The organism is Rhizobium sp. JAB6 (genome assembly GCF_003024605.1).
Lineage (GTDB): Bacteria > Pseudomonadota > Alphaproteobacteria > Rhizobiales > Rhizobiaceae > Rhizobium.
The window spans coordinates 53,157-77,315 of sequence record NZ_PYJQ01000011.1 but is presented as its reverse complement, the minus strand read 5'-3'; the positions used below and the strand labels follow the sequence as shown (position 1 = coordinate 77,315).

The 24,159-nt window shown below is 58.2% G+C and carries 29 protein-coding genes, 1 tRNA gene and 2 pseudogenes; 13 read left to right on the top strand and 19 right to left on the bottom strand.

Features of this window, described 5'->3' with window-relative positions; all coding sequences use genetic code 11:
• Positions 1-57 precede the first annotated feature (57 nt).
• Positions 58-444, top strand: coding sequence for a winged helix-turn-helix domain-containing protein (locus C7U61_RS18800; protein ID WP_106999591.1), 387 nt, complete (start codon positions 58-60; stop codon positions 442-444).
• Here the strand turns inward: C7U61_RS18800 and modC are convergent.
• The 11 genes from modC to rplU all read right to left on the bottom strand — a co-directional run bounded on the left by modC (position 441) and on the right by rplU (position 10,054).
• Entirely contained in the window at positions 441-1,514 is a 1,074-nt protein-coding gene (modC, locus tag C7U61_RS18795) for a molybdenum ABC transporter ATP-binding protein (protein WP_106999590.1), read from the bottom strand. The two genes, C7U61_RS18800 and modC, sit on opposite strands and share 4 nt — an antisense overlap.
• Positions 1,511-2,212: a molybdate ABC transporter permease subunit gene (modB, locus tag C7U61_RS18790; protein ID WP_106999682.1), complete on the bottom strand. Its 702-nt coding sequence runs from the start codon at positions 2,210-2,212 to the stop codon at positions 1,511-1,513. The genes modC and modB overlap by 4 nt, the downstream gene beginning before the upstream one ends.
• A gap of 85 nt (positions 2,213-2,297) precedes the next feature.
• Positions 2,298-3,095: a molybdate ABC transporter substrate-binding protein gene (modA, locus tag C7U61_RS18785; RefSeq protein ID WP_106999589.1), complete on the bottom strand. Its 798-nt coding sequence runs from the start codon at positions 3,093-3,095 to the stop codon at positions 2,298-2,300.
• Positions 3,096-3,652: 557 nt separating this feature from the next.
• Positions 3,653-4,234 (bottom strand): nicotinate-nucleotide adenylyltransferase, encoded by a 582-nt coding sequence (locus tag C7U61_RS18780; RefSeq protein WP_245410842.1) that lies wholly within the window; start codon positions 4,232-4,234, stop codon positions 3,653-3,655.
• Between the two features lie 37 nt (positions 4,235-4,271).
• Entirely contained in the window at positions 4,272-5,555 is a 1,284-nt protein-coding gene (locus tag C7U61_RS18775; RefSeq protein ID WP_106999681.1) for a glutamate-5-semialdehyde dehydrogenase, read from the bottom strand.
• Positions 5,548-6,717: a glutamate 5-kinase gene (gene proB / locus C7U61_RS18770; protein ID WP_106999587.1), complete on the bottom strand. Its 1,170-nt coding sequence runs from the start codon at positions 6,715-6,717 to the stop codon at positions 5,548-5,550. Before proB ends, C7U61_RS18775 begins: the two co-directional genes overlap by 8 nt.
• Positions 6,714-7,820 carry a GTPase ObgE gene (gene obgE, locus C7U61_RS18765; protein WP_106999586.1) on the bottom strand — a complete coding sequence of 369 codons (1,107 nt, stop codon included), beginning with the start codon at positions 7,818-7,820 and terminating at the stop codon, positions 6,714-6,716. The genes proB and obgE overlap by 4 nt, the downstream gene beginning before the upstream one ends.
• 266 nt (positions 7,821-8,086) lie before the next feature.
• Positions 8,087-8,674: a GNAT family N-acetyltransferase gene (locus tag C7U61_RS18760; protein ID WP_106999585.1), complete on the bottom strand. Its 588-nt coding sequence runs from the start codon at positions 8,672-8,674 to the stop codon at positions 8,087-8,089.
• Complete coding sequence (locus tag C7U61_RS18755; protein ID WP_106999584.1) at positions 8,671-9,306, bottom strand: GNAT family protein; 636 nt, start codon at positions 9,304-9,306, stop codon at positions 8,671-8,673. The genes C7U61_RS18760 and C7U61_RS18755 overlap by 4 nt, the downstream gene beginning before the upstream one ends.
• Positions 9,307-9,434: 128 nt before the next feature.
• Positions 9,435-9,704 carry a 50S ribosomal protein L27 gene (gene rpmA / locus C7U61_RS18750; RefSeq protein WP_004127267.1) on the bottom strand — a complete coding sequence of 90 codons (270 nt, stop codon included), beginning with the start codon at positions 9,702-9,704 and terminating at the stop codon, positions 9,435-9,437.
• A 32-nt stretch (positions 9,705-9,736) separates the two neighbouring features.
• Positions 9,737-10,054 (bottom strand): 50S ribosomal protein L21, encoded by a 318-nt coding sequence (rplU, locus tag C7U61_RS18745; RefSeq protein ID WP_004127263.1) that lies wholly within the window; start codon positions 10,052-10,054, stop codon positions 9,737-9,739.
• A gap of 304 nt (positions 10,055-10,358) precedes the next feature.
• Here rplU and C7U61_RS18740 point away from each other — a divergent pair.
• Positions 10,359-10,448, top strand: a tRNA-Ser gene (locus C7U61_RS18740).
• 154 nt (positions 10,449-10,602) lie between these two features.
• Here C7U61_RS18740 and C7U61_RS18735 read toward each other — a convergent pair.
• Positions 10,603-10,854, bottom strand: coding sequence for a hypothetical protein (locus tag C7U61_RS18735; protein ID WP_106999583.1), 252 nt, complete (start codon positions 10,852-10,854; stop codon positions 10,603-10,605).
• A 535-nt stretch (positions 10,855-11,389) separates the two neighbouring features.
• On the opposite strand from C7U61_RS18735, the gene C7U61_RS18725 reads away from it, so the two are divergent.
• Positions 11,390-12,478, top strand: a complete 1,089-nt coding sequence (locus C7U61_RS18725) for a Fic family protein (protein ID WP_106999581.1) — start codon at positions 11,390-11,392, stop codon at positions 12,476-12,478.
• Here C7U61_RS18725 and C7U61_RS18720 read toward each other — a convergent pair whose 3' ends face one another.
• The 3 genes from C7U61_RS18720 to C7U61_RS18710 all read right to left on the bottom strand — a co-directional run bounded on the left by C7U61_RS18720 (position 12,479) and on the right by C7U61_RS18710 (position 14,197).
• On the bottom strand, positions 12,479-13,354 hold the full coding sequence (locus C7U61_RS18720) for a DUF6880 family protein (RefSeq protein WP_348627061.1): 876 nt from the start codon (positions 13,352-13,354) through the stop codon (positions 12,479-12,481). It abuts the gene before it with no gap.
• Between the two features lie 105 nt (positions 13,355-13,459).
• Positions 13,460-13,939, bottom strand: a complete 480-nt coding sequence (locus tag C7U61_RS18715) for a DUF2442 domain-containing protein (protein WP_106999580.1) — start codon at positions 13,937-13,939, stop codon at positions 13,460-13,462.
• 15 nt (positions 13,940-13,954) lie between these two features.
• Positions 13,955-14,197, bottom strand: a complete 243-nt coding sequence (locus C7U61_RS18710) for a DUF4160 domain-containing protein (RefSeq protein WP_106999579.1) — start codon at positions 14,195-14,197, stop codon at positions 13,955-13,957.
• 93 nt (positions 14,198-14,290) lie between these two features.
• Between C7U61_RS18710 and C7U61_RS19560 the strand changes: the two genes are divergently transcribed.
• Positions 14,291-14,572: a hypothetical protein gene (locus C7U61_RS19560; protein WP_181315882.1), complete on the top strand. Its 282-nt coding sequence runs from the start codon at positions 14,291-14,293 to the stop codon at positions 14,570-14,572.
• Here C7U61_RS19560 and C7U61_RS19740 read toward each other — a convergent pair.
• The 4 genes from C7U61_RS19740 to C7U61_RS18690 form a co-directional block, all read right to left on the bottom strand.
• Complete coding sequence (locus C7U61_RS19740) at positions 14,530-14,661, bottom strand: hypothetical protein (protein ID WP_348627060.1); 132 nt, start codon at positions 14,659-14,661, stop codon at positions 14,530-14,532. The two genes, C7U61_RS19560 and C7U61_RS19740, sit on opposite strands and share 43 nt — an antisense overlap.
• A gap of 114 nt (positions 14,662-14,775) precedes the next feature.
• Positions 14,776-15,048 carry a helix-turn-helix transcriptional regulator gene (locus C7U61_RS18700; RefSeq protein WP_106999578.1) on the bottom strand — a complete coding sequence of 91 codons (273 nt, stop codon included), beginning with the start codon at positions 15,046-15,048 and terminating at the stop codon, positions 14,776-14,778.
• 662 nt (positions 15,049-15,710) lie between these two features.
• The gene (locus C7U61_RS18695) at positions 15,711-16,106 is read right to left on the bottom strand and encodes a cupin domain-containing protein (RefSeq protein WP_106999577.1); all 396 of its coding nucleotides are present in this window, start codon (positions 16,104-16,106) and stop codon (positions 15,711-15,713) included.
• 207 nt (positions 16,107-16,313) lie between these two features.
• Positions 16,314-17,234, bottom strand: coding sequence for an alpha/beta fold hydrolase (locus C7U61_RS18690; protein ID WP_106999576.1), 921 nt, complete (start codon positions 17,232-17,234; stop codon positions 16,314-16,316).
• A gap of 147 nt (positions 17,235-17,381) precedes the next feature.
• On the opposite strand from C7U61_RS18690, the gene C7U61_RS18685 reads away from it, so the two are divergent.
• The 9 genes and pseudogenes from C7U61_RS18685 to C7U61_RS18645 all read left to right on the top strand — a co-directional run bounded on the left by C7U61_RS18685 (position 17,382) and on the right by C7U61_RS18645 (position 24,157).
• Positions 17,382-17,846 (top strand): helix-turn-helix domain-containing protein, encoded by a 465-nt coding sequence (locus tag C7U61_RS18685; protein WP_106999575.1) that lies wholly within the window; start codon positions 17,382-17,384, stop codon positions 17,844-17,846.
• 217 nt (positions 17,847-18,063) lie between these two features.
• Positions 18,064-18,726, top strand: coding sequence for a flavin reductase family protein (locus C7U61_RS18680; RefSeq protein ID WP_106999574.1), 663 nt, complete (start codon positions 18,064-18,066; stop codon positions 18,724-18,726).
• Positions 18,727-19,498: 772 nt separating this feature from the next.
• Positions 19,499-19,753 (top strand): type II toxin-antitoxin system ParD family antitoxin, encoded by a 255-nt coding sequence (locus C7U61_RS18675; RefSeq protein WP_106999573.1) that lies wholly within the window; start codon positions 19,499-19,501, stop codon positions 19,751-19,753.
• Positions 19,753-20,046, top strand: a pseudogene (locus C7U61_RS18670) (type II toxin-antitoxin system RelE/ParE family toxin). Before C7U61_RS18675 ends, C7U61_RS18670 begins: the two are co-directional and overlap by 1 nt.
• Positions 20,047-20,202: 156 nt before the next feature.
• Positions 20,203-20,454 carry an antitoxin gene (locus C7U61_RS18665; protein ID WP_106999680.1) on the top strand — a complete coding sequence of 84 codons (252 nt, stop codon included), beginning with the start codon at positions 20,203-20,205 and terminating at the stop codon, positions 20,452-20,454.
• Positions 20,451-20,761: pseudogene (locus tag C7U61_RS18660) on the top strand (type II toxin-antitoxin system RelE/ParE family toxin). The gene C7U61_RS18665 and the pseudogene C7U61_RS18660 overlap by 4 nt, the downstream one beginning before the upstream one ends.
• A gap of 311 nt (positions 20,762-21,072) precedes the next feature.
• The gene (locus C7U61_RS18655; protein WP_106999572.1) at positions 21,073-21,747 is read left to right on the top strand and encodes an invasion associated locus B family protein; all 675 of its coding nucleotides are present in this window, start codon (positions 21,073-21,075) and stop codon (positions 21,745-21,747) included.
• Positions 21,748-21,767: 20 nt separating this feature from the next.
• Positions 21,768-23,546 (top strand): ShlB/FhaC/HecB family hemolysin secretion/activation protein, encoded by a 1,779-nt coding sequence (locus tag C7U61_RS18650; RefSeq protein ID WP_245410836.1) that lies wholly within the window; start codon positions 21,768-21,770, stop codon positions 23,544-23,546.
• 56 nt (positions 23,547-23,602) lie between these two features.
• On the top strand, positions 23,603-24,157 hold the full coding sequence (locus C7U61_RS18645; RefSeq protein ID WP_106999570.1) for a hypothetical protein: 555 nt from the start codon (positions 23,603-23,605) through the stop codon (positions 24,155-24,157).
• Positions 24,158-24,159 lie beyond the last annotated feature (2 nt).

Genomic DNA, 24,159 nt, shown 5'->3' with positions numbered 1-24,159 from the left:
TACAGCCGGACGAAGGCCACGTATAGATCATGGAGATATCAATTGCTTACAGACGCCATGACAGATGCTCCGCAGCCACCGTTGGAGCCCATCCTCCGCATCAGCTTTCCGGGGCAGGACAGGCTCGGACGCGGCAAGATGGAGCTCCTCGAACATATTCGGGAAACGGGTTCGATCTCGGCCGCCGGCCGCGCGATGGATATGTCCTATCGCCGCGCCTGGCTGCTTATCAGCGAACTCAATCACATGTTCCGCGAACCGGTGGTCGAATCGCAGCGCGGCGGCCAGAAGGGCGGCGGGGCGGCCCTGACACCGTTCGGCGAGGAATTGCTGCGGCGGTTCCGCGGCATGGAAGCTACCTTGCGCGCGGCGATAGCCGATGATTTGAACTGGCTCGAAGCCAATCGCAGCTCGGCGGATGCTTCTGCGAAAAATCCTGACTAATGTTCGAGCGCCACGGTCTTGATGACGGCATGGATCGGCAGGCCGACCCGCAACCCCAGCCGTTCGGCGGAAAATTGCGTGATGCGCGCAAGCACCGTGTCGCCGCCGCAATCGACCCTGATCTCCGCCGTTCCATCGGCTGCCGTGCCGATCCCCAGCACTTCGCCGTCGAGAATATTGAGGGCGCTGAGGCCTTCGGGCCTGGTTGTCGCCAGCATGACGTCGCGAGCGGGAATGTGGACGCGCACGGTCTTGCCGACCGCGGCTGCCTGTCCCGGTACGATCAGTCTTGCCGCCCTCAGGGCTACGACCGTGAGATGATTGTTATCGTCGATCGCCTCAACGCGGCCTTCCAGCAGCACGCCGGCTTCGCGGCGGTCGGCCGCCAGAGGGCCGGAGAGCTGACTGAAGATGTCGACGGCGGCGCCGATCGTCTCGACCTTGCCGTCGCGTATGACGACGACGCGGCTGGCAAGGCGCGCCACCTCGGCGATCGAGTGGCTGACATAAATGATCGGTATCTTCGTCTCGTCGCGCAACCGCTCGAGATAGGGAAGGATTTCCGCCTTGCGGGCCTCGTCCAGCGCAGCAAGCGGCTCATCCATCAGCAGCAGCCGCGGCGAAGAGAGCAGCGCGCGGCCGATCGCGACACGCTGCTTTTCGCCGCCGGAAAGTTTGGCCGGACGCCGGTCGAGCAGATCGCCGATGCCGAGGAGGTCGACGACGCCGTCAAAACTTTCGTGGCGCTCACCTTTAGGTGCGAACCAGCGGCCGTAACTGAGGTTCTGCCGCACGGAAAGGTGCGGAAACAGCCGCGCTTCCTGGAAGACATAGCCGAAGCGCCGGCGGTGGCGTGGTACGAAGATCTGCTTGTCGCTATCGGCAAGAACGGTATCGCCAAGACTGACGCGGCCGTGATCGGGCCGGGTGAGGCCGGCAATGATGCGGATGATCGACGTCTTGCCGGAGCCGGAGCGGCCGAAAAGGGCCGTCACGCCGCCATCGGACGTGAATGCGGCCTCCAGCGTAAAGGCGCCGAGGCGGTGACGGATATCGACCGCGAGCGTCATTCGAAATCCACTCTGCGGCCGGCCAGATAGGCGAGGAATTCCGAGGCAAGCAGCGCCGCCATGGAAATGACGATGGCGACGATGGTGAGCCGCATGGCGCCGGCATCGCCGCCTGGAACCTGGGTGAAGGTATAAATGGCAGACGATAGCGTCTGCGTCTCGCCGGGAATGTTGGAAACGAAGGTGATCGTGGCGCCGAATTCACCCATGGCCTTGGCGAAGGAGAGGATCATGCCGGCGATGATGCCCGGCAGGATCAGCGGCAGCGTCACGGTCACAAAGGTCCAGAAGGGGCTGGCGCCCAATGTGCCGGCTGCTTCCTCCAGCTTGCGGTCGACCGCTTCGACCGACAGACGGATGCTTCTGACCATCAGCGGAAAGCCCATGACACCGCAGGCAAGTGCGGCGCCCGTCCAGCGGAAGGAGAAGACGAGCCCGAAATATTGTTCGAAAAGCGCGCCGATCGGTCCTTTACGGCCGAAGAGGATGAGGAGGATGAAGCCGGTGACGACGGGCGGCAGGATCAGCGGCAGATGGATGAGACCATTGAGGATCGATTTGCCCCAGAAGCGTCCGCGCGCAAGCAGAAGTGCTGCGCCGATGCCGAAGGGCAGGCTGACCAGCATGGCGACGACCGAAACGCGCAGGCTGAGTCCTATCGCCATCCATTCGTCACTGCTCAAACCGAATGCGTCCAATTTCCGCCCCTTGAAACATCTCAGGCTCGCCGCGGCCGGCGAGCCCGATGATTGAACCTTCATGCCTGACTTGCGGTGACAATTCTCACCGTTTCAGAACCGTAAAGCCCTCATGCTCGAAGAAGGGAACAGCCTTAGCCGATTTCAGAAAATCGAAATAGGCTTGTACATCCGGGTTCTTGCTGCCGCTGGTGATGGCGATCGGATAAACGATCGGCGGATGGCTGTCGGCCGGGAAAGTGCCGACAACGGCAACGCCGGGATCGGCGGACACGTCGGTCTGATAGACGATGCCATAGGGGGCTTCGCCGCGCGAAACCAGGGCGAGGGCGGCGCGCACGCTTTCAGCGCCGGCGATCTTCTTTTCGACCGAGGACCATAGGCCGAGCTTTTCCAGCGCCGTCTTGCCGTATTTGCCCGCTGGAACCGATTCCGGTTGGCCGATCGCCAGCCGGCCGTCGCCAAGCAGGTTAGCAAGATCGAGGCCCTGGTTGATCTCGACCGGCTTCGCCTTGTCCTTGGCGGCGACGAGAACGAGCTTGTTACCCAGCAGGTTGACGCGGCTATCGTCCTTGATCAGTTTCTTGCTCGCGACATAATCCATCCAATTGGTGTCGGCGGAGATGAAGACATCGGCCGGCGCGCCGTTTTCAAGCTGCTTGGCAAGTGGGCCGCTCGCCGCATAGGAGACGGCCACTTCCTTGGCGGTTTCCTTGGTGAAGGCGGCGTCGGCGTTGTCGAGCGCGTTTTTCATGCTGGCGGCGGCAAAAACCACGATCTTGTCGGCAGCGAGCGCCGGTACAGGTGCGGTCGAAAGGCCCAGCCATGCAGCGGAAAGGGCGGCGGTTGCAAGTTTGATCCATCGGCGTCGGCTGGTGGCCATTTAATTCTCCCCACAAATAGCGACATATTTCGACAAATATAACGGTGCGCGAGGCTTGGCTAGGGATGTGTTTGCAAAAATATATCGCGAGACGCCCGCATAACCCCACGAATTCTATGGATTTTCCACGTCGTAGCGCATGTGAGTAGCTGCGGGCATCGCAAAAATGCATAACTGGATTCGCCCAGCGGATTGGCAGGCGCTCACGAAACGCGACATACCGTTACGAACCGTGCGATTTCGCGTCATTCTTTCGCCAATCTCAATTGGATGATGGGAATTATAGGATCGACATTTTTGCAAAAGAAGCATTTTTTGAGCAGAAAACCCTCGGAGCCATGCTTGTTATGCATTGCTGCATTGCGCAATCGGCCATTTATCAAACAGTAAAATCTGGTAAAACATAACCATCGAAACGGCGATCTCCTCCTCCCAATGCCGTTCGATATGGATCAGCAACTCTCCTCCTCCCAGTTGCTGATCAGGTTCAAAAGCCCGACGCACCTCCTCCCGCGTCGGGCTTTTTATTTTCCAGACTTCCCGAAAAATTGACGAAACTATTGAGCGGCGCGCAAGGCTGTCGAGCTCAGCGCCGAGCGCGGTCCGTGGATGAAGGTCCAGGCCGGCGCCCGCTTCTTCCATAGCACGCGGGCATCATCCTCATCCACGCGAGCATAGTGGAAGGTTTTCGCCATCTTGGCCGAAAGATAGGAAAGCGTCGATCCCGGGCGATCTATGACTGCGATCGGAAAGGTTTGTGCGATTTCCTGCCACTTCTGCCAGCGATGAAACGTGTTCAGGCTGTCGGCGCCCATGATCCAGATGAAATGGACATGCCGATTGCGTGCCTTCACATGGGCCAGCGTATTGGCCGTGTAGCTCATGCCCAGCGTCTGCTCGAACGCCGTGACCTTGATGCGCGGATCATGGAGGAGCTGCTCGCTGAGCGCGATGCGTTCGGCGAGCGGTGCCAGATGATTGCGGCTCTTCAGCGGATTGCCGGGCGTTACCATCCACCAGAGCTGGTCAAGGCCAAGCCGGCGGATGGCGATCTCGGCGACGAGTGCATGGCCTTCATGCGGCGGGTTGAACGAGCCGCCGAAAAGACCGACCACCATGCCGCGTTCGGCATGGGGCATGCGCAGATAGCGTTGATCGATCTCTTCTGTCAGCACGTCAGGGCCGTATCTGTCCGGTGCCGCGAACGCGATATTTGAAGGAGGTGAGCTGCTCGACGCCGACTGGCCCGCGCGCATGCATCTTGCCGGTGGCTATGCCGATTTCCGCGCCCATGCCGAATTCGCCGCCATCGGCAAATTGCGTCGAGGCATTGTGCAGCAGGATCGCCGAATCGATCTCGGTGAAGAAGCGCTCGACGACAGTGGGGTCCTCCGCAATGACGGCTTCGGTATGGTTGGACGAATATTTGCCGATGTGACCGATGGCGCCGGTAATGCCGTCGACCAATGCGACGGAAATGATCGCGGCCAGATATTCCGTCGTCCAGTCTTCTTCCGTTGCCGCTGTCAGACCAGGAATGAGCTGCAGGACATCGGCGGAGCCACGGATTTCGCAGCCTGCTGCGGCAAGGCCATCGAGCAGCGGCTTCAGATGGGTGGAGGCGGCTTTCTTGTCGACCAGCAGCGTTTCGGCCGCGCCGCAGATGCCCGTGCGGCGCATCTTGGCATTGACGACGATGGATCTCGCCATCTCCAGATCGGCCGAGGCGTCGATATAGATATGGCAAAGGCCTTCGAGATGGGCAAAGACCGGCACGCGTGCCTCGGTCTGGACGCGAGCGACAAGGCTCTTGCCGCCGCGCGGCACGATAACGTCGATATTGCCTTCTAAACCGCGCAGCATGGCGCCGACCGCGGCGCGGTCGCTGACGGGCACGAGCTGGATTGCATGTTCCGGCAGGCCTGCCGCCTTCAGTCCTTCGACCAGGCACTCGTGAATCGCCTGCGAGGAGCGGCGCGAATCGCTGCCGCAGCGCAGGATCACGGCATTGCCGGCCTTCAGGCAGAGCGCGCCGGCATCGGCCGTCACGTTCGGCCGGCTTTCGAAGATAACACCGATGACGCCGAGCGGCGTGCGGACGCGCTCGATCTTCAAACCGTTCGGGCGATCCCAGGCGGCGATGACTTCGCCGACGGGATCGGCAAGCGCGGCAATGGCGCGAATGCCTTCGGCCATTTCGGCAACGCGCTTGTCGTTCAGCGTCAGGCGGTCGACGAAGGAGGCGAGCATATCGGTGCCTTCGATATCCTTCAGATCCCTGGCATTTTCGGAGAGGATATGGTCCTTGCGGGCCAGAATGGCGTCCGCCATGGCATTCAATGCCTTGTTCTTGCTCTCAGTCGCGGCGAAGGCCAACGGTCGCGACGCAGCCCGGGCCTTGCGGCCGATATCGTTCATCAGTGCGTCGATGTTGGGGCTTTGTGCGACAGTATCAAGCATGAGCTTCATCCTTCTTCGATTTCTCGGCCTTCGCCTTGACGGATGACGTCATGACGAGGTCATCGCGATGCACCATGGCGGCGCGGCCGGCATAGCCGAGGATCGCCTCGATCTCTGCCGATTTGCGGCCGGTGATCTGGCGGGCTTCTTCGGCATCGTAGCCGGCGAGGCCGCGGGCGATTTCGCGGCCCGACGGACCGATGACGGCAACAGTATCGCCGCGGCCGAAATGGCCGACGACGTTGCGGACACCGGCGGGCAGCAGACTTTTGCCAGCCCCAAGAGCGGTCACCGCACCCTCATCGACATGCAATTCGCCGGCTGGCTGCAGCTGTCCGGCAATCCAGGTCTTGCGAGCGGTGACGGGTGTGCCCGATGGCGCGAACCAGGAGGAACGGGCACCGCTTTCGATCTCATTCAGCGGCCGGTCGGTCTTGCCGGACGCAATAATCATGGCGCAGCCGGCGCCGGTTGCCATCTTGCCGGCATCGATCTTGGTGCGCATACCGCCGCGCGAGAGTTCCGAGGCGGCGCCGCCGGCCATGGCTTCGATCTCAGGCGTGATCTCGGCGATCGTATCGAGGAATTTCGCCTGCGGCTCGAGATGCGGTGGCGCTGTATAGAGGCCGTCGATATCCGACAGCAGCACCAGAAGGTCCGCGCCCGTCATTGTGGCAACACGGGCGGCGAGGCGATCGTTGTCGCCATAGCGGATTTCGCTGGTCGCGACCGTATCATTCTCGTTGATAATCGGCACGGCGCCGATCTTCAGGAGCTGGTTTATGGTGGCGCGCGCATTGAGGTAGCGGCGGCGCTCTTCCGTGTCGCCGAGTGTCAGCAGGATCTGGCCAGCGACGATATCGTCATGCGACAGGCTTTCCGACCATGCACGGGCAAGCGAGATCTGGCCGACGGCTGCTGCCGCTTGGCTTTCCTCCAGCTTCAGCGCGCCCGAGGGCAGGTCGAGCACGGAGCGGCCGAGCGCGATCGCACCCGAGGAAACCACGAGCACATCGATGCCCTTGGCCTTTAGTGCGGCGATATCGGCGCACATGCCGTCGAGCCAGGATTTCTTCAAGCCGGTCTTGCGATCGACCAGGAGAGCGGAGCCGATCTTGATGACGATGCGGCGGTAGCGATCGAGCGGCTTGCGGGCAGTCATCCCTGGTGATCCCCGTCTTCACTAAGACGTTCGTCAGCAGCCTCATCATCGGAGGCCTGTATGTCGCGATGCCGCACTTTCGGCGACTTTGCCGGCTTGTCGGCTTCGCCGGCATTGGCTTCGACAATGACGTCGCGCAGCGCGCGCAGCACTTCGGTCATGCCGCGACCGGTGACGGCGGAAATCTGGAAGGGCGTCTTGCCACAGGCCCGCGCCAGTTCACGCGTCTTCTTCTTCAGCGTTTCTTCGTCCACCACGTCGATTTGCGAGAGGGCGACGATTTCAGGCTTGTCGGGGATGCTGTTGCCGTAAGCTTCGAGCTCGTGCTTCACGGTCTTGTAGGCTTTTCCGACCTTTTCTTCCTGGGCGGAGACCAGATGCAGCAGCACACGGGTGCGCTCGACATGGCCGAGGAAGCGGTCGCCGATGCCCACGCCTTCATGTGCGCCCTCGATCAGGCCGGGGATGTCGGCGAGAATGAATTCCTGCCCATCGATGGTGGCGACACCAAGATTGGGATGCAGCGTCGTGAACGGATAGTTGGCGATCTTCGGCCGGGCGCGGCTGACGGCTGCGAGGAAGGTCGATTTTCCGGCGTTCGGCAGGCCGACGAGGCCGGCATCGGCGATCAGCTTCAGCCGCAGCCAGATGGTCTTTTCTTCGCCCGGCAGGCCGGGATTGGCCCAGTCCGGCGCCTGATTGACCGAGGATTTGAAATAGGCATTGCCGAAGCCGCCATTGCCGCCGGCGGCCAGCCGGAAGCGCTGACCTTCCTGCGTGATGTCGCAGATCAGGGTTTCGCCATCTTCTTCGAAGATCTGCGTACCGACAGGCACTTTCAGCGTCACGTCGTCGCCCTTTGCGCCAGCGCGATTCTTGCCCATGCCGTGCATGCCGACCTTCGCCTTGAAGTGCTGCTGGTAGCGGAAATCGATCAACGTATTCAGGCCGTTGACGGCCTCGACCCAGACATCGCCGCCACGACCGCCATCGCCGCCATCCGGACCGCCGAACTCGATGAATTTCTCGCGGCGGAAGGAGACGCTGCCTGCGCCGCCGTCGCCTGAGCGAATATAGACTTTTGCTTCATCGAGAAATTTCATCGTACGTCCGTCACCCGGTGTCGGCGCATATCCCTTCGGATCGAATGGGATTCACAAAGCCTATGCGCTCTTTTCAATGTCTGCCGCTCCTGACGCATCCAAAAGACACATCGAGCGGCCGTTTGCCCGTCACGTCGCCTTCGATATAGGCGCTTCGGGCTGAGGTCAAAGAATATCGTGTGGTTCCAGTGCCATAAAGGGGCGGAACCGCATGATTGGTATGACGGTCATCGCCAGACGGGCCGGCGATGACCAATTTCAGGGCCTTATGCCGCCTGCGAGAGCCGCAGCGCGCCCGGCTTCAGCACGGTTTCGATATGCGGAACCATGGTGTTGCGGGCAAAGCTGTAGATCTCCGAGCAACCGGTGATCTCGAAGCCGAGCTTCTGCTGCAGCTTCAAGGATGCCGGATTGTCGGCGAAGACGCCGGAATGAACGGCGACTTCGGGCATGCGGCGGGCAAAACGTTCGAGCGTAGCCTTGACCGCTTCGGTCATGATGCCTTGCCGCCAGTAGAAGCGGTTCAGCCAGTAACCGAGGTGCCAGCGGTCGTGGCGAAGCTCGATGCCGACGGAGCCGATATGGGCGTCATCCCGCTCTGTGATGGCGAGCGCCCAATCGACACCGAGACCAGAGGTGTGCTCGACCAGCCAGTCGAGCGCATCCTGCCGGTCATACGGCGCGGGAACGCGGGCCAACATGCGGGTGACGGCGAAATCCGAAAGCGATTCCGCAATCATATCGGCATCGCTGAGCCGGTGCGGGCGCAGCGTCAGTCGGCCGGTCTGGATGACCGGCGTCGGTCCCGGCATCAGGATCCGAGCATCGCGGCGGGTGACGGCGAGAGCGTTCATCTCATGCCTCCCCAGCTGCGCAGCGAGATCCAGGTCTTGCGGTCGAGCCTGTACCATTCGACGGGCACGGTACTGCCGAGCGCCAGCGAAGCGGCAAGGCCGGATCCCTGGAACTGGAAGCCGCACTTCTGAACGACACGCCGCGATGCGACGTTCGTTACCCGGCAACGGGCATCGATCTGCGCGACGTTCTCACGCGTGCGGAAGACCATGTCAATGAGAGCATGGGCCGCTTCCGTGGTATAGCCTTGGTTCCAGTAGGGTTCGCCCAGCCAGTAACCGATCTCGACCGTGTTCGGATCTCCCGTGGGTTCGACCCCGCAGCAACCGAGAAAGGCGCCGTTGTCGGCTTTGGTAATGGCATAGACGCACTTGCCAATCTCGCCAAGCTTCGTGCGTCGCACGAAATCGGCGGCATCGGCGGTCGTATACGGGTGCGGCATACGCGATACCATTGTGGCGACATTGGCGTTGTTGGCGAGATGGGCAAGGGCGTCGATGTCTTCTTCGTGAGGCGCGCGCAGAACGAGCCTTTCCGACAGTAAGACGGGGCAATCGGTCCTTAACCGTTCCGGCCTCAGCCGTTCTTCGGGAGACCTTGATTGGTCTTCCCTTAACAATTCGCCTTGCATGGTTCAGTCCTCCTTGGTTGAGGGTAAGAAAAAGGGGAGATGGCGCCCCATCTCCCCTTTTTTCTGGACTGAACCTGATGCGGTCAGCCGGGTCGATGAGACGCCGGCTGTTTTAGAGCGCTACCGGCTTATTCCGCTGCTTCCGCTTTCGGCATTACAGACACGTACACGCGGCCATTGGCCTTCGTACGGTAGTTCACGTTGCCCGCCGTAAGCGCAAAAATCGTGTGATCCTTGCCGAGGCCAACGTTGGAACCCGGGTGCCACTGCGTGCCGCGCTGACGCACGATAATGTTGCCTGCGATGACGGCTTCGCCGCCGAACTTCTTCACGCCAAGGCGCTTGGATTCGGAATCGCGACCGTTGCGCGAGGAACCGCCAGCTTTTTTGTGTGCCATTGGAGTTCTCCTTTAAACCTTGATCCCGTTACTTACTTGGCAGCCACGATGTCCGTGATACGGACAACCGTGTGATGCTGGCGATGGCCGCGCGAACGCTTCGAGTTCTGACGACGGCGCTTCTTGAAGGCGATGACCTTCTTGCCGCGGTTGTGCTCGACCACTTCGGCCTTGACGGAAGCGCCCTTGACGAAGGGAGCACCAATCGCAGCGTCGGCGCCTTCGCCGATAACGAGGACTTCGGTGAATTCTACGGTACCGCCGGCGGTGACTTCGAGCTTCTCGATGGTCAGCACGTCGTTGGCTGCCACACGGTACTGTTTACCGCCGGTCTTGATGACTGCGAACATTTTTTATCCTTTCATGTTCGTTCCGGCTCTCTCGCCCCGAGGACGAGCGGCCGTCTTTTTATCAGTCGAAACTTAGCAGGGATTCCAAAGGCTTGAGCCTTCAAAAAGTTCTGCCGGTGAAACCCCGCGCAAAGCAGGGCGGGCAAGGCGCGGACTTATCCACACCTATTACGTCGCACGGGATATATAAGCGTCCCTGATCTGTCAAGGCAAAAGGATGAAAAGCTTTCACATTCGCCCTTGCTATCCTCCCCGACTGTCGCTATGAGACAGCCCGCGCCAAACAGCGCCGACCAGCATAACCGGAGAGGTGGCAGAGTGGTCGAATGCACCGCACTCGAAATGCGGCATACCTGCAAGGGTATCGTGGGTTCAAATCCCACCCTCTCCGCCATTCTTTAGGCCTTGGGCTGTAAGGCTTTCCCGAGATTTACTGAATTACTTCGATGTTCGAAGCCGGTGCTTGAATTGGCTAGGGCCACACTCGAGGCACGACCTCGCTATCAGCCTTTATGAAGAATGCGGCGGGGAGATCCCGCCGCATCCATTTAGTGTAGATCGATCCGGCGCCAGGGCATCTGCGAAGGATGGATGTTCTGGAGGAAGCTGACAATGTCCTTTCTCCCATACGTTCCGTGACGGCTGGCACCTAGTAGCACGACTGGCTGTCCGAGCCGGAGGCTGAGAGCGGAAACAACCTTGTCAGCTTCGCGGCGGTTAGAGATCACATGATCCTGCACCGCCGCGACCGCAAAGTTGACGCCTTGCTCTCGGATAAGGGCGATTTGCCATTGCGCCATCAGTTTGCCCTCCTTTTGAGGGTCGCCTCTTGCTCACTTCCAACATGCTTCCGGCGTTTCAGCACTTCGCTTACTCGGCCTGGATTAACACCGTAACTCGCCGCGATATGGTGCTGGAATTCACCAGACCAGTGGCGCAACCAGACATTTACAGCATCATCAAATGACAGCCTGCATGGCTGTGGATATTCCGTCTTCATGACGGCTCCTTTCGCAAAGAGCCGGATATGGCTTGACTGCTTCCACCTATTGACTCAAGCTTTGGTGGTGTTCACGCAAACAGCCCACCGGCTGCAACACAATTCTAGGCCTACACGTCTTGACCACGTGTAGGCCTTTTCAATTTCTGCGATTCTGGTTTTTGAATCGAATCCATAGGTTGTTCTTCTCGGCGAATACTGTTGTTTTCCACAGGAATCCTAAGTCTACCGTTCGAACCAAAGTTAGCTACCGGTCGAAAATGTCTGTTAGCCGTTTTAACATGACGCTGTGACGTGTTAAAAAAAATCGATTTTTTTTACGCATTGAGTCGTACATGTTAAAGCCAACCTACCTGTTGCCCGATCTTGCTGCAGTGAAAGATCTCGAAACGATTGAGGTGCTGAAGGCACTGGCATCCGCGAATAGATCCCTTGCTGAATTGAAAGGGCGCGCGGCGGCAATTCCAAATCAAGGTATCCTGATCGACACTCTTGCTTTGCAGGAAGCTAAGGCCAGCTCAGAAATTGAAAACATAGTAACGACCCAAGACGAGCTATTTCAAGCGGAACTGTTTCCAGAAGGCCCGGAGTCTCCAGCAGCTAAGGAAGTCGCTCTGTATCGTGATGCGCTGAAATACGGATTTGATCAGCTGAGACAGTTCGAAGGCTTGCTGACCAACTCGACAATCGTTGGGATGTTTCGCCTTCTCAAGCAACGGGACGATGGATTTAGAAGAACGCCTGGAACTGCTCTGAAAAATGATCGCACAGGCCAAATCGTCTACGTCCCACCGCAGGATCAACACGAAATTATTGGAGCGATGGATGCCTTGGAGAGGTTCATCAACGATGATCGTTTGTCGTCGCTCGATCCCCTTATAAAGATGGCACTCGTGCATCACCAATTTGAAAGCATACATCCATTTCCCGATGGAAACGGGCGAATTGGCCGAATTCTCAACGTTCTTTATCTGACGCGTGCCGACTTACTTGAAATTCCGATCCTCTATCTCAGTCGAGCGATCAACAACTCGAAGGGCGAATATTATCGCTTGCTACAGCACGTGCGCGACACCCAAGAGTGGGAGGGCTGGCTGATCTATATGCTCAACGCCGTGGACGAAACGGCAAAGACAACCCTAGAACTTATCGAAAATATCCGTGATCAGATGGCTGCAACCAAACGGAGACTTCGCGATGAGTTTCCGAAACTATACTCCCAGGACCTGCTCAACAATCTGTTCCGGCATCCTTACACAAGGATCGATTATGTGCAGCATGAACTGGGGGTGACGCGCCAGACTGCAGCTAGATACCTTGATACGCTTGCGGAAGCGGGCTTTGTGAGCAAGCATCAAAGCGGACGGAATAATTATTACATCAACGACCGCTTGGTTTCGCTGTTTTTGAAGGTGTCCGAATAGCTATCCGAGTAAGCTCCAAAACCCTGACTTCCGCCCATGCTCCCGTTTAAGATCCGCGACGTAAGCCTCGTGCGGCCGGATGGTGTCAAAATCATCGATCTGGCTCGCCAACGATCGGCATTCAGCCAGGTGTCGTGCCGTGTGCTTGTATCGGCTCGACCGGCCGCTCTCCAAGGTGAAGTCGATCATCGATCGCAAGACGATCGTTGCCGCCAATGGATACTTCGTCGAAAGCACCTCGGCAGCCGGGGTCATCAGCTCGTAATAATCGCCATCGAGCTCGGCAGACCGCGTCGTCACGAGCTTCGCTGCCTCTCCCGATGAAGGCCAGCACAGGAAAAAGTAGAGGGCGCGATTGGCATCCGGAAATGTCTGGGCGAATGCGAAACCTCTCTCCTCGGCTTCGATGTCGTCGAAATCAGGCAAGCGGCGGACGTAGGCGCGAAGATGTTCGTCGTTCAGCGACTGTTCAAAGCACGCCCACCGGAAGGCCTGTGCTTCGTCGTTGCGCTCCAGCGCTTCCAGTGCCTCGACGCGCGCGAGCTGCCACTCGAATGGGACGTCCTGCCGACCTTTGGTCTCTACCTCGTCGAGCGCCGCGAGTGCTTCTTCGGCTCGTCCCGCTAAGACAAGACGATTGGCGATATCTGCGGCAACCATAGGAGCGCCACGCGCCTTCTCAGGCTGCTGAGCGATATATGCGTCAACATCACCCTGGGCGTTAGCAATTTCCTGTAGAGCGATGCGGACGGTGAGATCCTTACGATTCCCATAGACTTCGTCGTCGTAGATCGCACCTGCACTACTCCAGCCGATGACACGCCGATCATTCTTAGCCGGCTTATAAAGGCCATCTTCTCTCTGTAAGACGACTATTCGGCGTTTTGGATGGAGGGCGGCGCTTATTTCAGCAATGTCAGTTCTTTCTCTAGCTGCATTAAGGTCCCCGATGGGCTCTATATGACGAATCTCTGGCGTCGGCTATGCGGCTTTCGGCCTGCCGTTCTGACGTGGCCGGTAATGCGCATGCATCAAGAGCGGGTCGCGCTGGCTCGCACGTAACAGCATCTTGACGGCATGGCTGACGGGAGCGCCGGCACGATAGTTCTTCCATGTGCGCAAGGTAACGCCAAGGAAATCCGCAGCCTCGTTATTCGAAAGGCCTATCTCTTCCTGCCATTTCCGCAGATCATCGGCGTTAAAATCGCGCTGGTCTTCGGCGATCTGGAAGAGGTGATAGGCATCGATTGCCAAATCTTCGCCGGCCCACTCGACCGTTGCGCCATAGTCGGTAACTGCGGCGGTTTTCCAGATATCGGGAGACTTGAGGGGGGCGAGCAATTGGCCGCCGGTCGCAATCCAGCCAACGAGGTTTGCGGAAGATTCAGCGCCACCCTTCCACTTGATTGCCAGCGTCATGTTTGACGTTGGCGTTACGCTTTCAATTCGCGGCATTTCCATTTCTGTTTCCCTTCCTCAAGCGATTGGAAAGCGGGGATTGGTCCGGTTCCACTCGGCGGCAATAGCTGCCTTGTTCTTTGCTGCCCATTCGAGGGCGGTGTCTTGCGCCTTGCGTGCGAGCTTACCACGCAGGATTTCCAGTGTCGCGATCTCCACCAATGCGTCCCCATCCGGGGTGAGAATGTGGAAGTGCGGAGGCAGATGGTCGTTCGCGTAAACGCGAATGATGATGTTTCCGATTTGAACCAGTTTGCCCATGCGCCCCTCATTTCGATGGGAAAAACATAGGGCATATTATGCACCATGTAAAGATAGTTGGTGCAATTTTTACCCTAAATATGGAGAGAAGTTATGGATCACGCGAAGTTCTTCGCGGCGGCACGCTCGTCGTTGTTCGGCGGGCGGCCTTCGGCAAATCAGGTGGATGGCATGGAGGCAATTCTTGCCGCGTGGCGTGCCGCGCCATTCGATATGCGTTGGTTGCCCGCGGCGAGTTGTAGCGCATGGATGATTGGGAGTGAGGTGAAGCCGTACACGGTTTCCGGGGTCGCCAATCGATCACGCGCCCGATGTGTCACGCCCGATGTGGCTCAGCAGACCAACGATGTCCTGGGGGACACTTTCAGCCGCTGACCGATCTCGGTAAGATGCGTTTCCGGAAGCAGATTGGCGAGCCAAGGCAGCAGCCTGTCGGCAGCAACGGGTCCTGAGCGCGATGGCATGTGATCAGCGACGCCGGGAGCGCTGAGCAGCGCTCTTCCCAGCTAGGATCATAGTTAAGACGCCATTTGCCTTCGTCAGGTGGGCGACAGGCAGGCTCTATTAGAAGATCGTCGTCATCGACCATCCCCGAAGGTCGGAAGGAAGTTGAGGCCATCATCCGATGATGCCGGAACAGATCGGACCGTCTTGAGGTCACCGATCTCGATCCCCACGGTGCGTGCCACGACCAGGGATTTTTCGAGCTGGCAGCTTGGCTTGCCAGATTCGAGTTCTACGATGAAGCGCTCGCCCGTGCCGGAGCGAGCGGCAAGCTCGGTCTGGGTCCAGCCCCGGGCTTTGCGTTTCTCTCGAACGGCGGCGCCGAAATCCCGTGCAGACCTGTACATCGAACATCTCCTGAATCGGCTTATCGTACAGGAAGTTTCTCCCAAAACAATGCAATTCTTACCGATCGGGAAGTGCGGTGGTGAGGGCGTCAAAATCACCCCGATCGGGAAGTTCTTCATCTTCTCAGTTCGTCAAAAACAAGGTTTTTGAAATCTAGGTATCGCGCGTGGTGGTTGCCTCGCACTGATAACCATGGATGCGGATTTAACACGTTGCGACGGAAATGTTAAAGAAATCGAGTTCTTTTAACTTATCGAGCCGTACATATTAAATCCGTCCTATCAGCTTCCCGATCTGACATTGCTAATGGCTTAGGAACCCATCGAGGTTTTCAAGGAATTCGCTGCCGCGAACAGATCGATTGCTAACTTGCTAAGTCGAAGGGGCGAGCGGCCGCATACCCAATCCGGGAACTCTGATCGACACGCCTGTCGCAAGAGGCAAAAGCGAGCCCGGAGCTCGAAAAGTCACCACCTACGATGGGTTTTCTGGCGGACCTATTTCCAGAGAGGTTGGAGTCTCCTGCGGCAGGAAGACGTTCAACAAAAAGCTGCGCCCTGAGGAAGTAATCGAATTCTTTGAGAACCGTCTCCGCCATTTTGGCCTTTGTTGCAGGCCACTATCGAGCAAGCAGATTCGCTGAAAGCCGGCTCAACAAACATCAATCCTCCCGAAACCGGTAGACCACGTCAGCAAACGACCCCGTCGGAAACACATAGAAAAATTTCAAATTGGCTGGCGATTCGTTGCGGATGCCGTGTTCGGCGTTGCCGGGGATGAAGACTGTCGTGCCAGCCTTGACCGTGGTTTCCTCGCCGTCGATCCGGACGATGCCGGTTCCTTCGAAGATGAAGTAGATTTCCGAGGGGTCGTGGCGATGCGGTTTCAGCTCGCCGCCGGGCGCAAGTTCAGCGATGCCGGCGCTCATGCTGTCAGTGGGGGTGATGTCGTTGCTCAGCAGCGTGTGCCAGGAGATGAAGCCGTGGACGGGGTCGCTCCATCCGTCGCGCGGGTGCTCTTCGGCTGTAGTGATAACGGCTTGCGATCGCTTTGTCATTTTGCCTCGGGACGGTGGGTCGGCAACCATGTGCAACGGTGTCACAACGATAACGAATGTCAATCGGCCAGCTGCCAAGTTCCGTATCTGCCGGCTTGTGGTTAGCGAGATCCGCTATGGTGAAAGAGGCTGTGCCGGTACGGCATCGCCGGCCGCCGGAGCGGGCGGCGCTCCGCTCCTTTGTTTCGATTTTTTAGATCGTGCAGCCTAGCTGCGTCGCAGAAAATCCGCGATCAGGTCCGAGATGGTTTCCGGCGCGTCTTCGAAGCAATAATGGCTGACGCCTAGGAGGCGCTCGATGGGCGCCGAGGGGAAGAGGGCGGAAAAGAGCGGCAGGAAGTGCTCCGCATGTAGCGTCCTGTCCGCCTCGCCCCAAATGGCGATCGCCGGGTTGCCACGGATGATGCGCTCGGCGGACGCATCGGGTACCTCGAATTGATGGGCGCCGGTCGCAAAGCCCTTGGCCCAGCCGAGCGCGCCGAGGCACTCGGCCGCTGTGGCAAAAGGCGTGCCATAGGCTTCGAGCCAGGTATCGGTGATGATGGCGTTATTTTCAAAGCCGTTGAGCTTGAGCGTGCTGAGAATATTGTAGCCGAGATTGTTGAGCACCGGCTCCAGTGTGCCATCGGCTTCGGCCTTGAGGATCCATTGAAACCATGGGGACACGGCGGCATTTGCCACACCTCGCTCCATACTGTCGGGCTGACCGAAGGGCGTTGGCCCATTTGCCGAGATGATGCGGCCGACACGCTCAGGATGACGGGCGGCAAGTCCCATGCCCACAGGGCCGCCGAAATCATGCATCACGAGCGTGATATCCATGAGGCCGAGCGCGAGCACGAAAGCCTCCAGATTGGCAATGTGATCCTGCAGCCAATAGCTGCGTCCTTCAGGCGTTTCGCTTTTGCCAAAGCCCATGTGGTCGGGAACGACGACACGATGCGTTCGGCTCAACGTCGAGATGAGATGGCGAAACAGATAACCCCAGGTCGGCTCCCCATGCAGGCATAGGATAACCTCGCCATCACGAGGTCCTTCATCGACATAATGCATCCGGAAGCCGGGTGCCTCGGTGAAATGTGGTGCGAAGGGGAATGTGCCGGCGAATGTTTCATTGGCAGGAATCATAGTTGTTCTCCTAACGTGGTTTTAATTTGAAACCAAGTTTCAGTATCTCTTGTAGTTTTAGTTTGCAACCGATATATTAAGCTGATGATACGGCCGCTTGATCGCGGTCCTGACGGCAGACGTGAAAACGGGCGAGGGCACGGCGGCATGGCCAAAAGAGTGAGTCACAAGGATTCGATGTGCGGGGTGGCGCGGCCGCTGGATGCGATCGGCGACTGGTGGTCGCTGCTGATTATCCGGGATGCTTTCGATGGGCTGCGCCGGTTCGGCGAATTTCAGAAGAGCCTGGGACTTGCCAAGAACATCCTCTCGGCCCGCCTGCGCAATCTCGTCGCCCACGGCATCATGGATACCGTGCCGGCCTCAGATGGCAGCCCCTATCAGGAATATGTGCTCACGCAGAAGGGGCAGGGCCTGTTTCCGCTGCTGGTCGCGCTTCGCCAATGGGGCGAAGATTTCTTCTTCGAGCCCAATGAGCCGCATGTGACGCTGGTCGACAGAGCGACAAAGCTGCCGGTGCGCCGGCTGGAACTGCGGGCGCATGATGGGCGGATGCTTATGGCGGAGGATACGGTGATCATAGTGCCGCCGCCCGTGGGCGAGCGCGAATAAATCAGCCGGCGAAAATCTTGCAAGTCCTTCATTGGAGTTTACTAGGCGGCCGGACCACGCTTGCGCACAAGCGAGAGGAAGAGAAGGGGATCAGCGCCGTTCGTGGGTTGCCTGAGGGATGAGGCTGGCGCGCCTGCCTTCGAGCAATAGTTCGATCGTGGCCGAACTATTGCAGGCTCATGTCGGCTACACTGAAACTCTCAAAGGAGGGTTTGCCATGTTGACGAACGCAGCCGAATTCAACGCAGCCGAGAGCGATCGCGAGCATATCGAAATCAAGCCGAGCGTGCTTTATATCGGCACTCCCGTCGTGCTGATTACGAGCCTTAATCCTGACGGCACGACGAATATCTCGCCGATGTCCTCGGTTTGGACCTTATATGACCGTGTCGTTCTCGGCCTGACATCGACCAGTAAGGGGCGGGAAAATCTGTTGCGCGAGCCTCAGCTCGTGCTGAATTTTCCGTCGCCGGAACTGTGGCCGAAAGTCGAGATGATCGCGCCGACCACGGGCCGCGATCCCGTTCCCCCGCACAAGGAAAAGATCGGTTATCGTTTCGAGGCCGATAAATTCGATGTGGGCGGCTTTACACCGCAGCCAGCCGATCTCGTGCGGCCGTTGCGCATTGCAGAATGTCCGATCCAGTTCGAGGCGGAGGTGGTGGCGGCGCATGCTCCCGGCGCGGAATGGCCCTCGGAGCGGGCCGAAGCCTTCTCCATCGTCGAAGCGAAGGTCCTTCGCGTCCACGCGCACAAGGATATCGTTGTCGCTAACACCAACCATATCGATACCGGCAGATGGAGCCCGCTGTTTTACGTGTTTCGACATTATTTCGGCACCGGGACAGATCTCGGCCGCACCTTCAAAGCCGAGAGATGATACATTCAATTTCAGATGACGCCTACATGAGACATTGCAGGCCGCACCTGAAGTTGTCGGCAACCGCGCGGGTCATTCATGTCGTTCGGTCCGCGCCTCAGAGAGCGTGCGTGTACACAACGCCCTCAATTTCCCCGCACGCCACGTCCGAAATTCAGCTGATCTTTGCGAGTCATGGTCCGCCTTCTGGGCGTCCCACCACAAATCCCGCGAGCGCTATTTTCCTTAAAGCGCCGAAGACGCTGACCGGCGACGGCCTCAAATCTTCAGCCAATGGGGGATAGTCAATGAAGATCGATACCTTGCACAGGCAATGAGCGATCCAGTTTCCCGCTAAAAATGCTTCTTTGAATCTCAGTTGATTGACGAAAGAGCGACTGCCGCGAACGCCGTTAATCCAGCGAAAATCAGCAGCAGTTTCGTCATAATGGGGAATAACAGTTGGCGAGGGTTTACTTGTCGTGCGCAGGCGCGCACCTCATAAGAAGTCGATACTTTTGCATGCGAAAATCAATATCTGCATCATCGTTGCGTTTGGCGCGCGGGTCATTGCGTACATGCGCCCTCGCTGGAAATGCTCTTTCGAACCACTCTCAGCTGAGCTCCTTTGGAACAAAGACATTTCCACCAGGAGTGCCGGTTCCCTAGCCGGCCGAAGCCGGGGTTCAACCCCCGGCGGCTGGAGCGCAACCAAATTGGCTGCCGATTAGCAGCTGTCGGTTTGATAAACTTTGCCAACATCACGTAACCTGCTGGCACTATGGAGGCCCGAATGGCGACGATGAATGTATCTCTTCCCGACCGGATGAAAGATTGGGTCGAAGCGCAAGCAAAGACCGGGCGATATTCGAATGCTAGTGATTATGTCCGCGACTTAATTCGTAGGGACCAAGCCCGTAGCGATAAGATTGCCGCCATGCAGCGTTTTGTTGATGACGGTCTTAAAAGCGGCGTCGGCAGCCGATCGAAGAATGAACTCTTTGCTGCGGCCTTCGAGCGCGGAGAAACGACGCGCGGCGACAGGTAATGCGTTTCAGCCTTTCAGTTGAAGCGGAAGAGGACATTATTGCGATCGCCGAACAAGGCGTATGCATGTTTGGAACCGCTCAGGCTAGACGTTACCATGATGACTTGTTTGCTGTGCTTGATCTAATCGCTGCCAACCCGCGAATGGCTCGTGAGCGGTAAGAGATTTCGCCGCCGGTCAGAATTCATCCTTTCAAAGCCCATCCTATTGTCTATCGGATTGAGGAGGGCGGAGCAGTTTTCGTGATCCGAATACGCCATGGACATGAAGACTGGGTCGGCGATTCAGTTTAGGCCTAGCTGAGCGGACGAATAAGTCGTTGTGTCAGATCCAGAGAAGCCAATCGAATGTCGTCCGGCCTATGCCGGCAGGCATAAGCAAGTTTTCGCGATGGCCACATACCCACATATGTGCTAATGTGGGTCTTCGAAGTTCAGGAGCGCGTTGGGATGAGCCGATTAACAATCGATATAACGGACCAGCAACATCAAAGCCTAAAGGCATTGGCCGCTTTGCAGGGCAAGACAATCAAGCAGTATGCACTTGAGCGGCTTTTTCCGGGTGATACCGATGGAGAACGAGCCTGGGAAGAGTTGAAGGCGATGATGAACACACGCATCAATGGCGGGGTTGCCGGAAAACTGTCGACCAAAACTGTAAATGATATCCTTGAAGAGGAGATCGCCGAGGATCGTGCTTGACGGCCTATGTTCTTACCGCAGAGGCGGAATCTGATCTACGTTCGGTAATCCGATACACGGGCGCGCAATGGGTGCCGCCCAAGTACGCCAATATACTTCAGCTTTGGAGCGAGGGATCACAAACCTTGCCGAGGGCAAAGGTCCTTTTAAGGATATGAGCGCCCTTTATCCGGCCTTACGGATGGCGCGTTGCGAACACCACTATATCTTTTGTCTGCCTCGCGAGGATGCGCCAGCCCTGATCGTGGCGATTTTTCACGAACGGATGGATCTCATGAGGCGTTTGGCTGATCGTCTGAACGAATGATCTTTAAAACATTATCGCGTGACTACGAGCAGTATCGCCGGTTCTAATCCAGAGAGAGAGCCAAAGACAATTTTATTCAATTGCTGAACGTCGGTGTTGCAGATTTTACACGCATATCTGAAAACGAGCGTGTGAGACACCCATGTTATTGCTACTTTTTGCTGTACTTTTTTAGAAATCTGCTATTGAGCGGATCAGGCCCATGATCGGCTACGCCACCCTGTGGTGAATCTTCCTGATTTTTGACCGACATGCCGATTGAGCAAGGTACGCCTTGCCCAAGCGTATGGCTTTGACTTTGGGTAATTCGTATGTTCCCCGCCAATAAGACCCTTTCCTTCAAGACCCTAACTTCAGCGGTTTTCCTTTCTTCGGCGTTGCTTGCATTTTGTGCGGCGGCGCAGGAGCAGCCCGCTCCGGCCGCAAATACGACTACGAGCAGCGGAGCCGCCCAGGCTACAGCTCCGCAGGCAAGCGAACAGCAGCCCGCGCCTCAGGCCCGAGTTCAGAAGTTCGACGACTGGTACTATCGCTGCATCGATGGCAAGGCCGCGGATGGCGCTGCAGCGGAGAGCTGCGAAGTCGCGCAGATCGCCACGGTCAAGCAGGGCGACCAGGACGTGAATGTCTTGACGCTGGCGGTTGCCAGGGTTGAGGCTCCTGCTGCAACAGACAAGAAGGCGGCAAAGCAGCCTGCCAGTGAACTGGTGCTGACCACGCTGGTGCCGCTCAATATGTATCTGCCGGCCGGCATCAGCATCGATGCAAGCGACAAGCCCGTCGTGCAGCTTGCCTACCGCAACTGCAATCAGGCGGGCTGCTGGGCACAGCAGAAGCTGGATACCAAGATGGTTGCAGCCCTTTCCAAGGCTGCGGATGGCACCGGTCACGTCCAGATGATGAATGGCCAGAAGGTCAACATCAAATTCTCCCTCAAGGGCCTGTCATCGGCCCTGGACGCACTGCAAAAGCCCGCCTCGAAGTAAGCGAACGGCGGGAATAGCTCATGACACTGGCTTTAGGGTCGTCTCCTGCGTGGAGCGGCCAGGGCTTTTCGAAGTCGTCATTCCTTGTGGCATTTGCCGCCGCGTTGCTGTCGGTGATCCTGGTTTCGGCCCAGGCTGCCGCGCAACAATCGCCCAACGACGACTTCGCGCGCCGTCAGGCGCAGGAAGCGGAACAGCAGCGGCTGCAGAGCTTGGGTCAGATGACGCCGAAGCCCTCTGCGACCGAAGGTCAGCAGCCGCCGACGACCGGTGGCGGCGAGGCCGGGCCATGCTTTGCCATCACCCATATCGAGGTCGAGGGCGTCAAGCAGTTTTCTGCCGGTGCGATCGACGAGGTCACCGCTCCTTACGCGAACCGCTGTGTGGGCGTCGGCGAGATCAATGCGCTACTGCGCGACCTGACGCATCTCTATCTCGACAAAGGGTTTGTCAGCTCTCGCGTCTATGTGCCGGCGCAGGATATCGCCAAGACCAAGGTGCTGCGCCTCGTTGCCGTCGAGGGCACCCTTGCCGATATCTATATCAACGGTAAACCGGCGGCAGGCTCTGGCGTGATCGCTACGGCCTTTCCCGGCATGAAGGGCGAGATCACCAATCTGCGCGATATCGAGCAGGGCCTCGACCAGATCAATCGCCTGACCTCCAACAACGCCAAGACGGCGATGCTGCCCGGAAAGACGGACGGCACCTCGATCCTCAATATCGAGAACAAGCCCAGCCACCCCTGGCACCTCTCATTCGGCAACAGCAATCTGGGTCAAGAACAGACCGGCTATTCCAAATCCTCGGCCTCGCTAGGCTACGACAATCTTTTCGGCATCAACGACCAGTGGAATTTCGGCTACGAGCATACCGGCCCCGATTATCCCTGGCACAAGGATGGTCATGGCAAGAGCAACAGCTATTCCGGCAATGTCAGCGTGCCCTACGGCTATTGGACCTTTTCCGCCAATGGCTCCTGGTACGAATATGATAGCTCGGTTCCGGGCAATTTCGGCACGCTGCAGACATCGGGAGACAGCAAGCAGGTCGGCGTCGGCGCCGATCGGGTGATCTTCCGCGACAAGGATTCGATCACCACCTTCAACAGCGGCCTGACCTATAAGGAAACCAATAATTTCCTGCTCGGCAACAGGATCGAGGTCGGCAGCCGCAAATATACCGTCGGCGATCTCGGTATCTCGCATTCGCGTCGCATGCTGGGCGGCCTCTGGGTCTTCGATCTCTCCTACAGCCAGGGGCTCAATCTCTTTGACGCGGTCGCCCCCGGTGATGCCGGGGCAGGCAACGCCGATCCCCGCTTTTCCAAGTTCACGGGCACGATCACCCTGACGCGGCCGTTCGAGGTGGCGGATCAGCGTCTCGAGATCAATTCGATCGTCACCGGGCAATATACTCCCGACAATCTGTTCGGGGCGGAGCAGATCTCGGTCGGTGGCTATTCCTCCGTGCGCGGCACGCGTGAGACCATGCTTTACGGCAATAACGGCGTCTTCATCCGCAACGATCTCGTCTGGCGGACACAGCCATTTGCCGACAATGCCGAGCTGGCGAAGATCCTCGGAGAGTTTAGGCCCTATGTCGGTCTCGATTACGGGCGGATCGCCCGCCAGGCCCGCTACCAGATCGCGGGCGGCGACATGCTCGGCTGGACAGTCGGGGCCAAGCTCGCCGGCGGCAATCTCAATTTCGATATGGGTTATTCGGATGTCTTTGGCGGCACGGTCGACCGCCGCGACTCCGGGCTTCTGTTTGTCAGTACGTCAGTAAAGTGGTGAAAGCGATGGTAAGTAACGTGTCAACAATCCTGGTCAAGGATACTCCAAGGCGGTTTGTGCATAGCGTGAAGCTGCTTGCGGTTTTCGCGGTGGCGGCGATCGTCAGCGCCTGCCAGACCGCCGACCCCCGCCTGGTGACGGCTTTGCGGAGTTCGTCCGTCACGCAGATTCAGCTCGAGACCGCTCCAGACGTCAACATGGGAGGCTTCTTTGATAGAAAGAAGCCCGATCCACAGCTGTCGAAAGTGGTGGAGACCCTCGATGCTTCGCTGAAGCGCGAACTCAAGGGTCTGCCCGGTGGCAAAACACCCGCAAAGCTTATCGTGACATTGCATACGGTCGATCTCGCCAGCAACGCCGGCCGTATCATCCTGGACAATGACAGCAGCATGTCTGGATCGGTCCGCCTACAGGATGCAAAGACGGGACGTCTCATAGCCGAAACCGGCGTCTACGTGACCGAGAAGGGCGTGCGTGGCGAGGGTAACATCGGGGTCTTCGTCGCCATGGCAATCAATGCCGCGCAGGTTTCTCACAAAAGGGATGCTCTCGCCTATGAGCTCTCCGACAAGTTCGTTGCCAGCGTGAAGACGTGGCTCACGCAGAAGTAGGA

Coding starts and splice junctions, on each gene's coding strand:
- C7U61_RS18800 (WP_106999591.1), top strand. CDS start 58: ATGACAGATGCTCCGCAGCCACCGTTGGAGCCCATCCTCCGCATCAGC.
- modC (WP_106999590.1), bottom strand. CDS start 1,514: ATGACGCTCGCGGTCGATATCCGTCACCGCCTCGGCGCCTTTACGCTG.
- modA (WP_106999589.1), bottom strand. CDS start 3,095: ATGGCCACCAGCCGACGCCGATGGATCAAACTTGCAACCGCCGCCCTT.
- C7U61_RS18780 (WP_245410842.1), bottom strand. CDS start 4,234: ATGCCCCATGCCGAACGCGGCATGGTGGTCGGTCTTTTCGGCGGCTCG.
- C7U61_RS18775 (WP_106999681.1), bottom strand. CDS start 5,555: ATGCTTGATACTGTCGCACAAAGCCCCAACATCGACGCACTGATGAAC.
- proB (WP_106999587.1), bottom strand. CDS start 6,717: ATGACTGCCCGCAAGCCGCTCGATCGCTACCGCCGCATCGTCATCAAG.
- obgE (WP_106999586.1), bottom strand. CDS start 7,820: ATGAAATTTCTCGATGAAGCAAAAGTCTATATTCGCTCAGGCGACGGC.
- C7U61_RS18760 (WP_106999585.1), bottom strand. CDS start 8,674: ATGAACGCTCTCGCCGTCACCCGCCGCGATGCTCGGATCCTGATGCCG.
- C7U61_RS18755 (WP_106999584.1), bottom strand. CDS start 9,306: ATGCAAGGCGAATTGTTAAGGGAAGACCAATCAAGGTCTCCCGAAGAA.
- rpmA (WP_004127267.1), bottom strand. CDS start 9,704: ATGGCACACAAAAAAGCTGGCGGTTCCTCGCGCAACGGTCGCGATTCC.
- rplU (WP_004127263.1), bottom strand. CDS start 10,054: ATGTTCGCAGTCATCAAGACCGGCGGTAAACAGTACCGTGTGGCAGCC.
- C7U61_RS18735 (WP_106999583.1), bottom strand. CDS start 10,854: ATGGCGCAATGGCAAATCGCCCTTATCCGAGAGCAAGGCGTCAACTTT.
- C7U61_RS18725 (WP_106999581.1), top strand. CDS start 11,390: ATGTTAAAGCCAACCTACCTGTTGCCCGATCTTGCTGCAGTGAAAGAT.
- C7U61_RS18715 (WP_106999580.1), bottom strand. CDS start 13,939: ATGGAAATGCCGCGAATTGAAAGCGTAACGCCAACGTCAAACATGACG.
- C7U61_RS18710 (WP_106999579.1), bottom strand. CDS start 14,197: ATGGGCAAACTGGTTCAAATCGGAAACATCATCATTCGCGTTTACGCG.
- C7U61_RS19560 (WP_181315882.1), top strand. CDS start 14,291: ATGGATCACGCGAAGTTCTTCGCGGCGGCACGCTCGTCGTTGTTCGGC.
- C7U61_RS19740 (WP_348627060.1), bottom strand. CDS start 14,661: ATGCCATCGCGCTCAGGACCCGTTGCTGCCGACAGGCTGCTGCCTTGG.
- C7U61_RS18700 (WP_106999578.1), bottom strand. CDS start 15,048: ATGTACAGGTCTGCACGGGATTTCGGCGCCGCCGTTCGAGAGAAACGC.
- C7U61_RS18695 (WP_106999577.1), bottom strand. CDS start 16,106: ATGACAAAGCGATCGCAAGCCGTTATCACTACAGCCGAAGAGCACCCG.
- C7U61_RS18690 (WP_106999576.1), bottom strand. CDS start 17,234: ATGATTCCTGCCAATGAAACATTCGCCGGCACATTCCCCTTCGCACCA.
- C7U61_RS18685 (WP_106999575.1), top strand. CDS start 17,382: ATGGCCAAAAGAGTGAGTCACAAGGATTCGATGTGCGGGGTGGCGCGG.
- C7U61_RS18680 (WP_106999574.1), top strand. CDS start 18,064: ATGTTGACGAACGCAGCCGAATTCAACGCAGCCGAGAGCGATCGCGAG.
- C7U61_RS18675 (WP_106999573.1), top strand. CDS start 19,499: ATGGCGACGATGAATGTATCTCTTCCCGACCGGATGAAAGATTGGGTC.
- C7U61_RS18665 (WP_106999680.1), top strand. CDS start 20,203: ATGAGCCGATTAACAATCGATATAACGGACCAGCAACATCAAAGCCTA.
- C7U61_RS18655 (WP_106999572.1), top strand. CDS start 21,073: ATGTTCCCCGCCAATAAGACCCTTTCCTTCAAGACCCTAACTTCAGCG.
- C7U61_RS18650 (WP_245410836.1), top strand. CDS start 21,768: ATGACACTGGCTTTAGGGTCGTCTCCTGCGTGGAGCGGCCAGGGCTTT.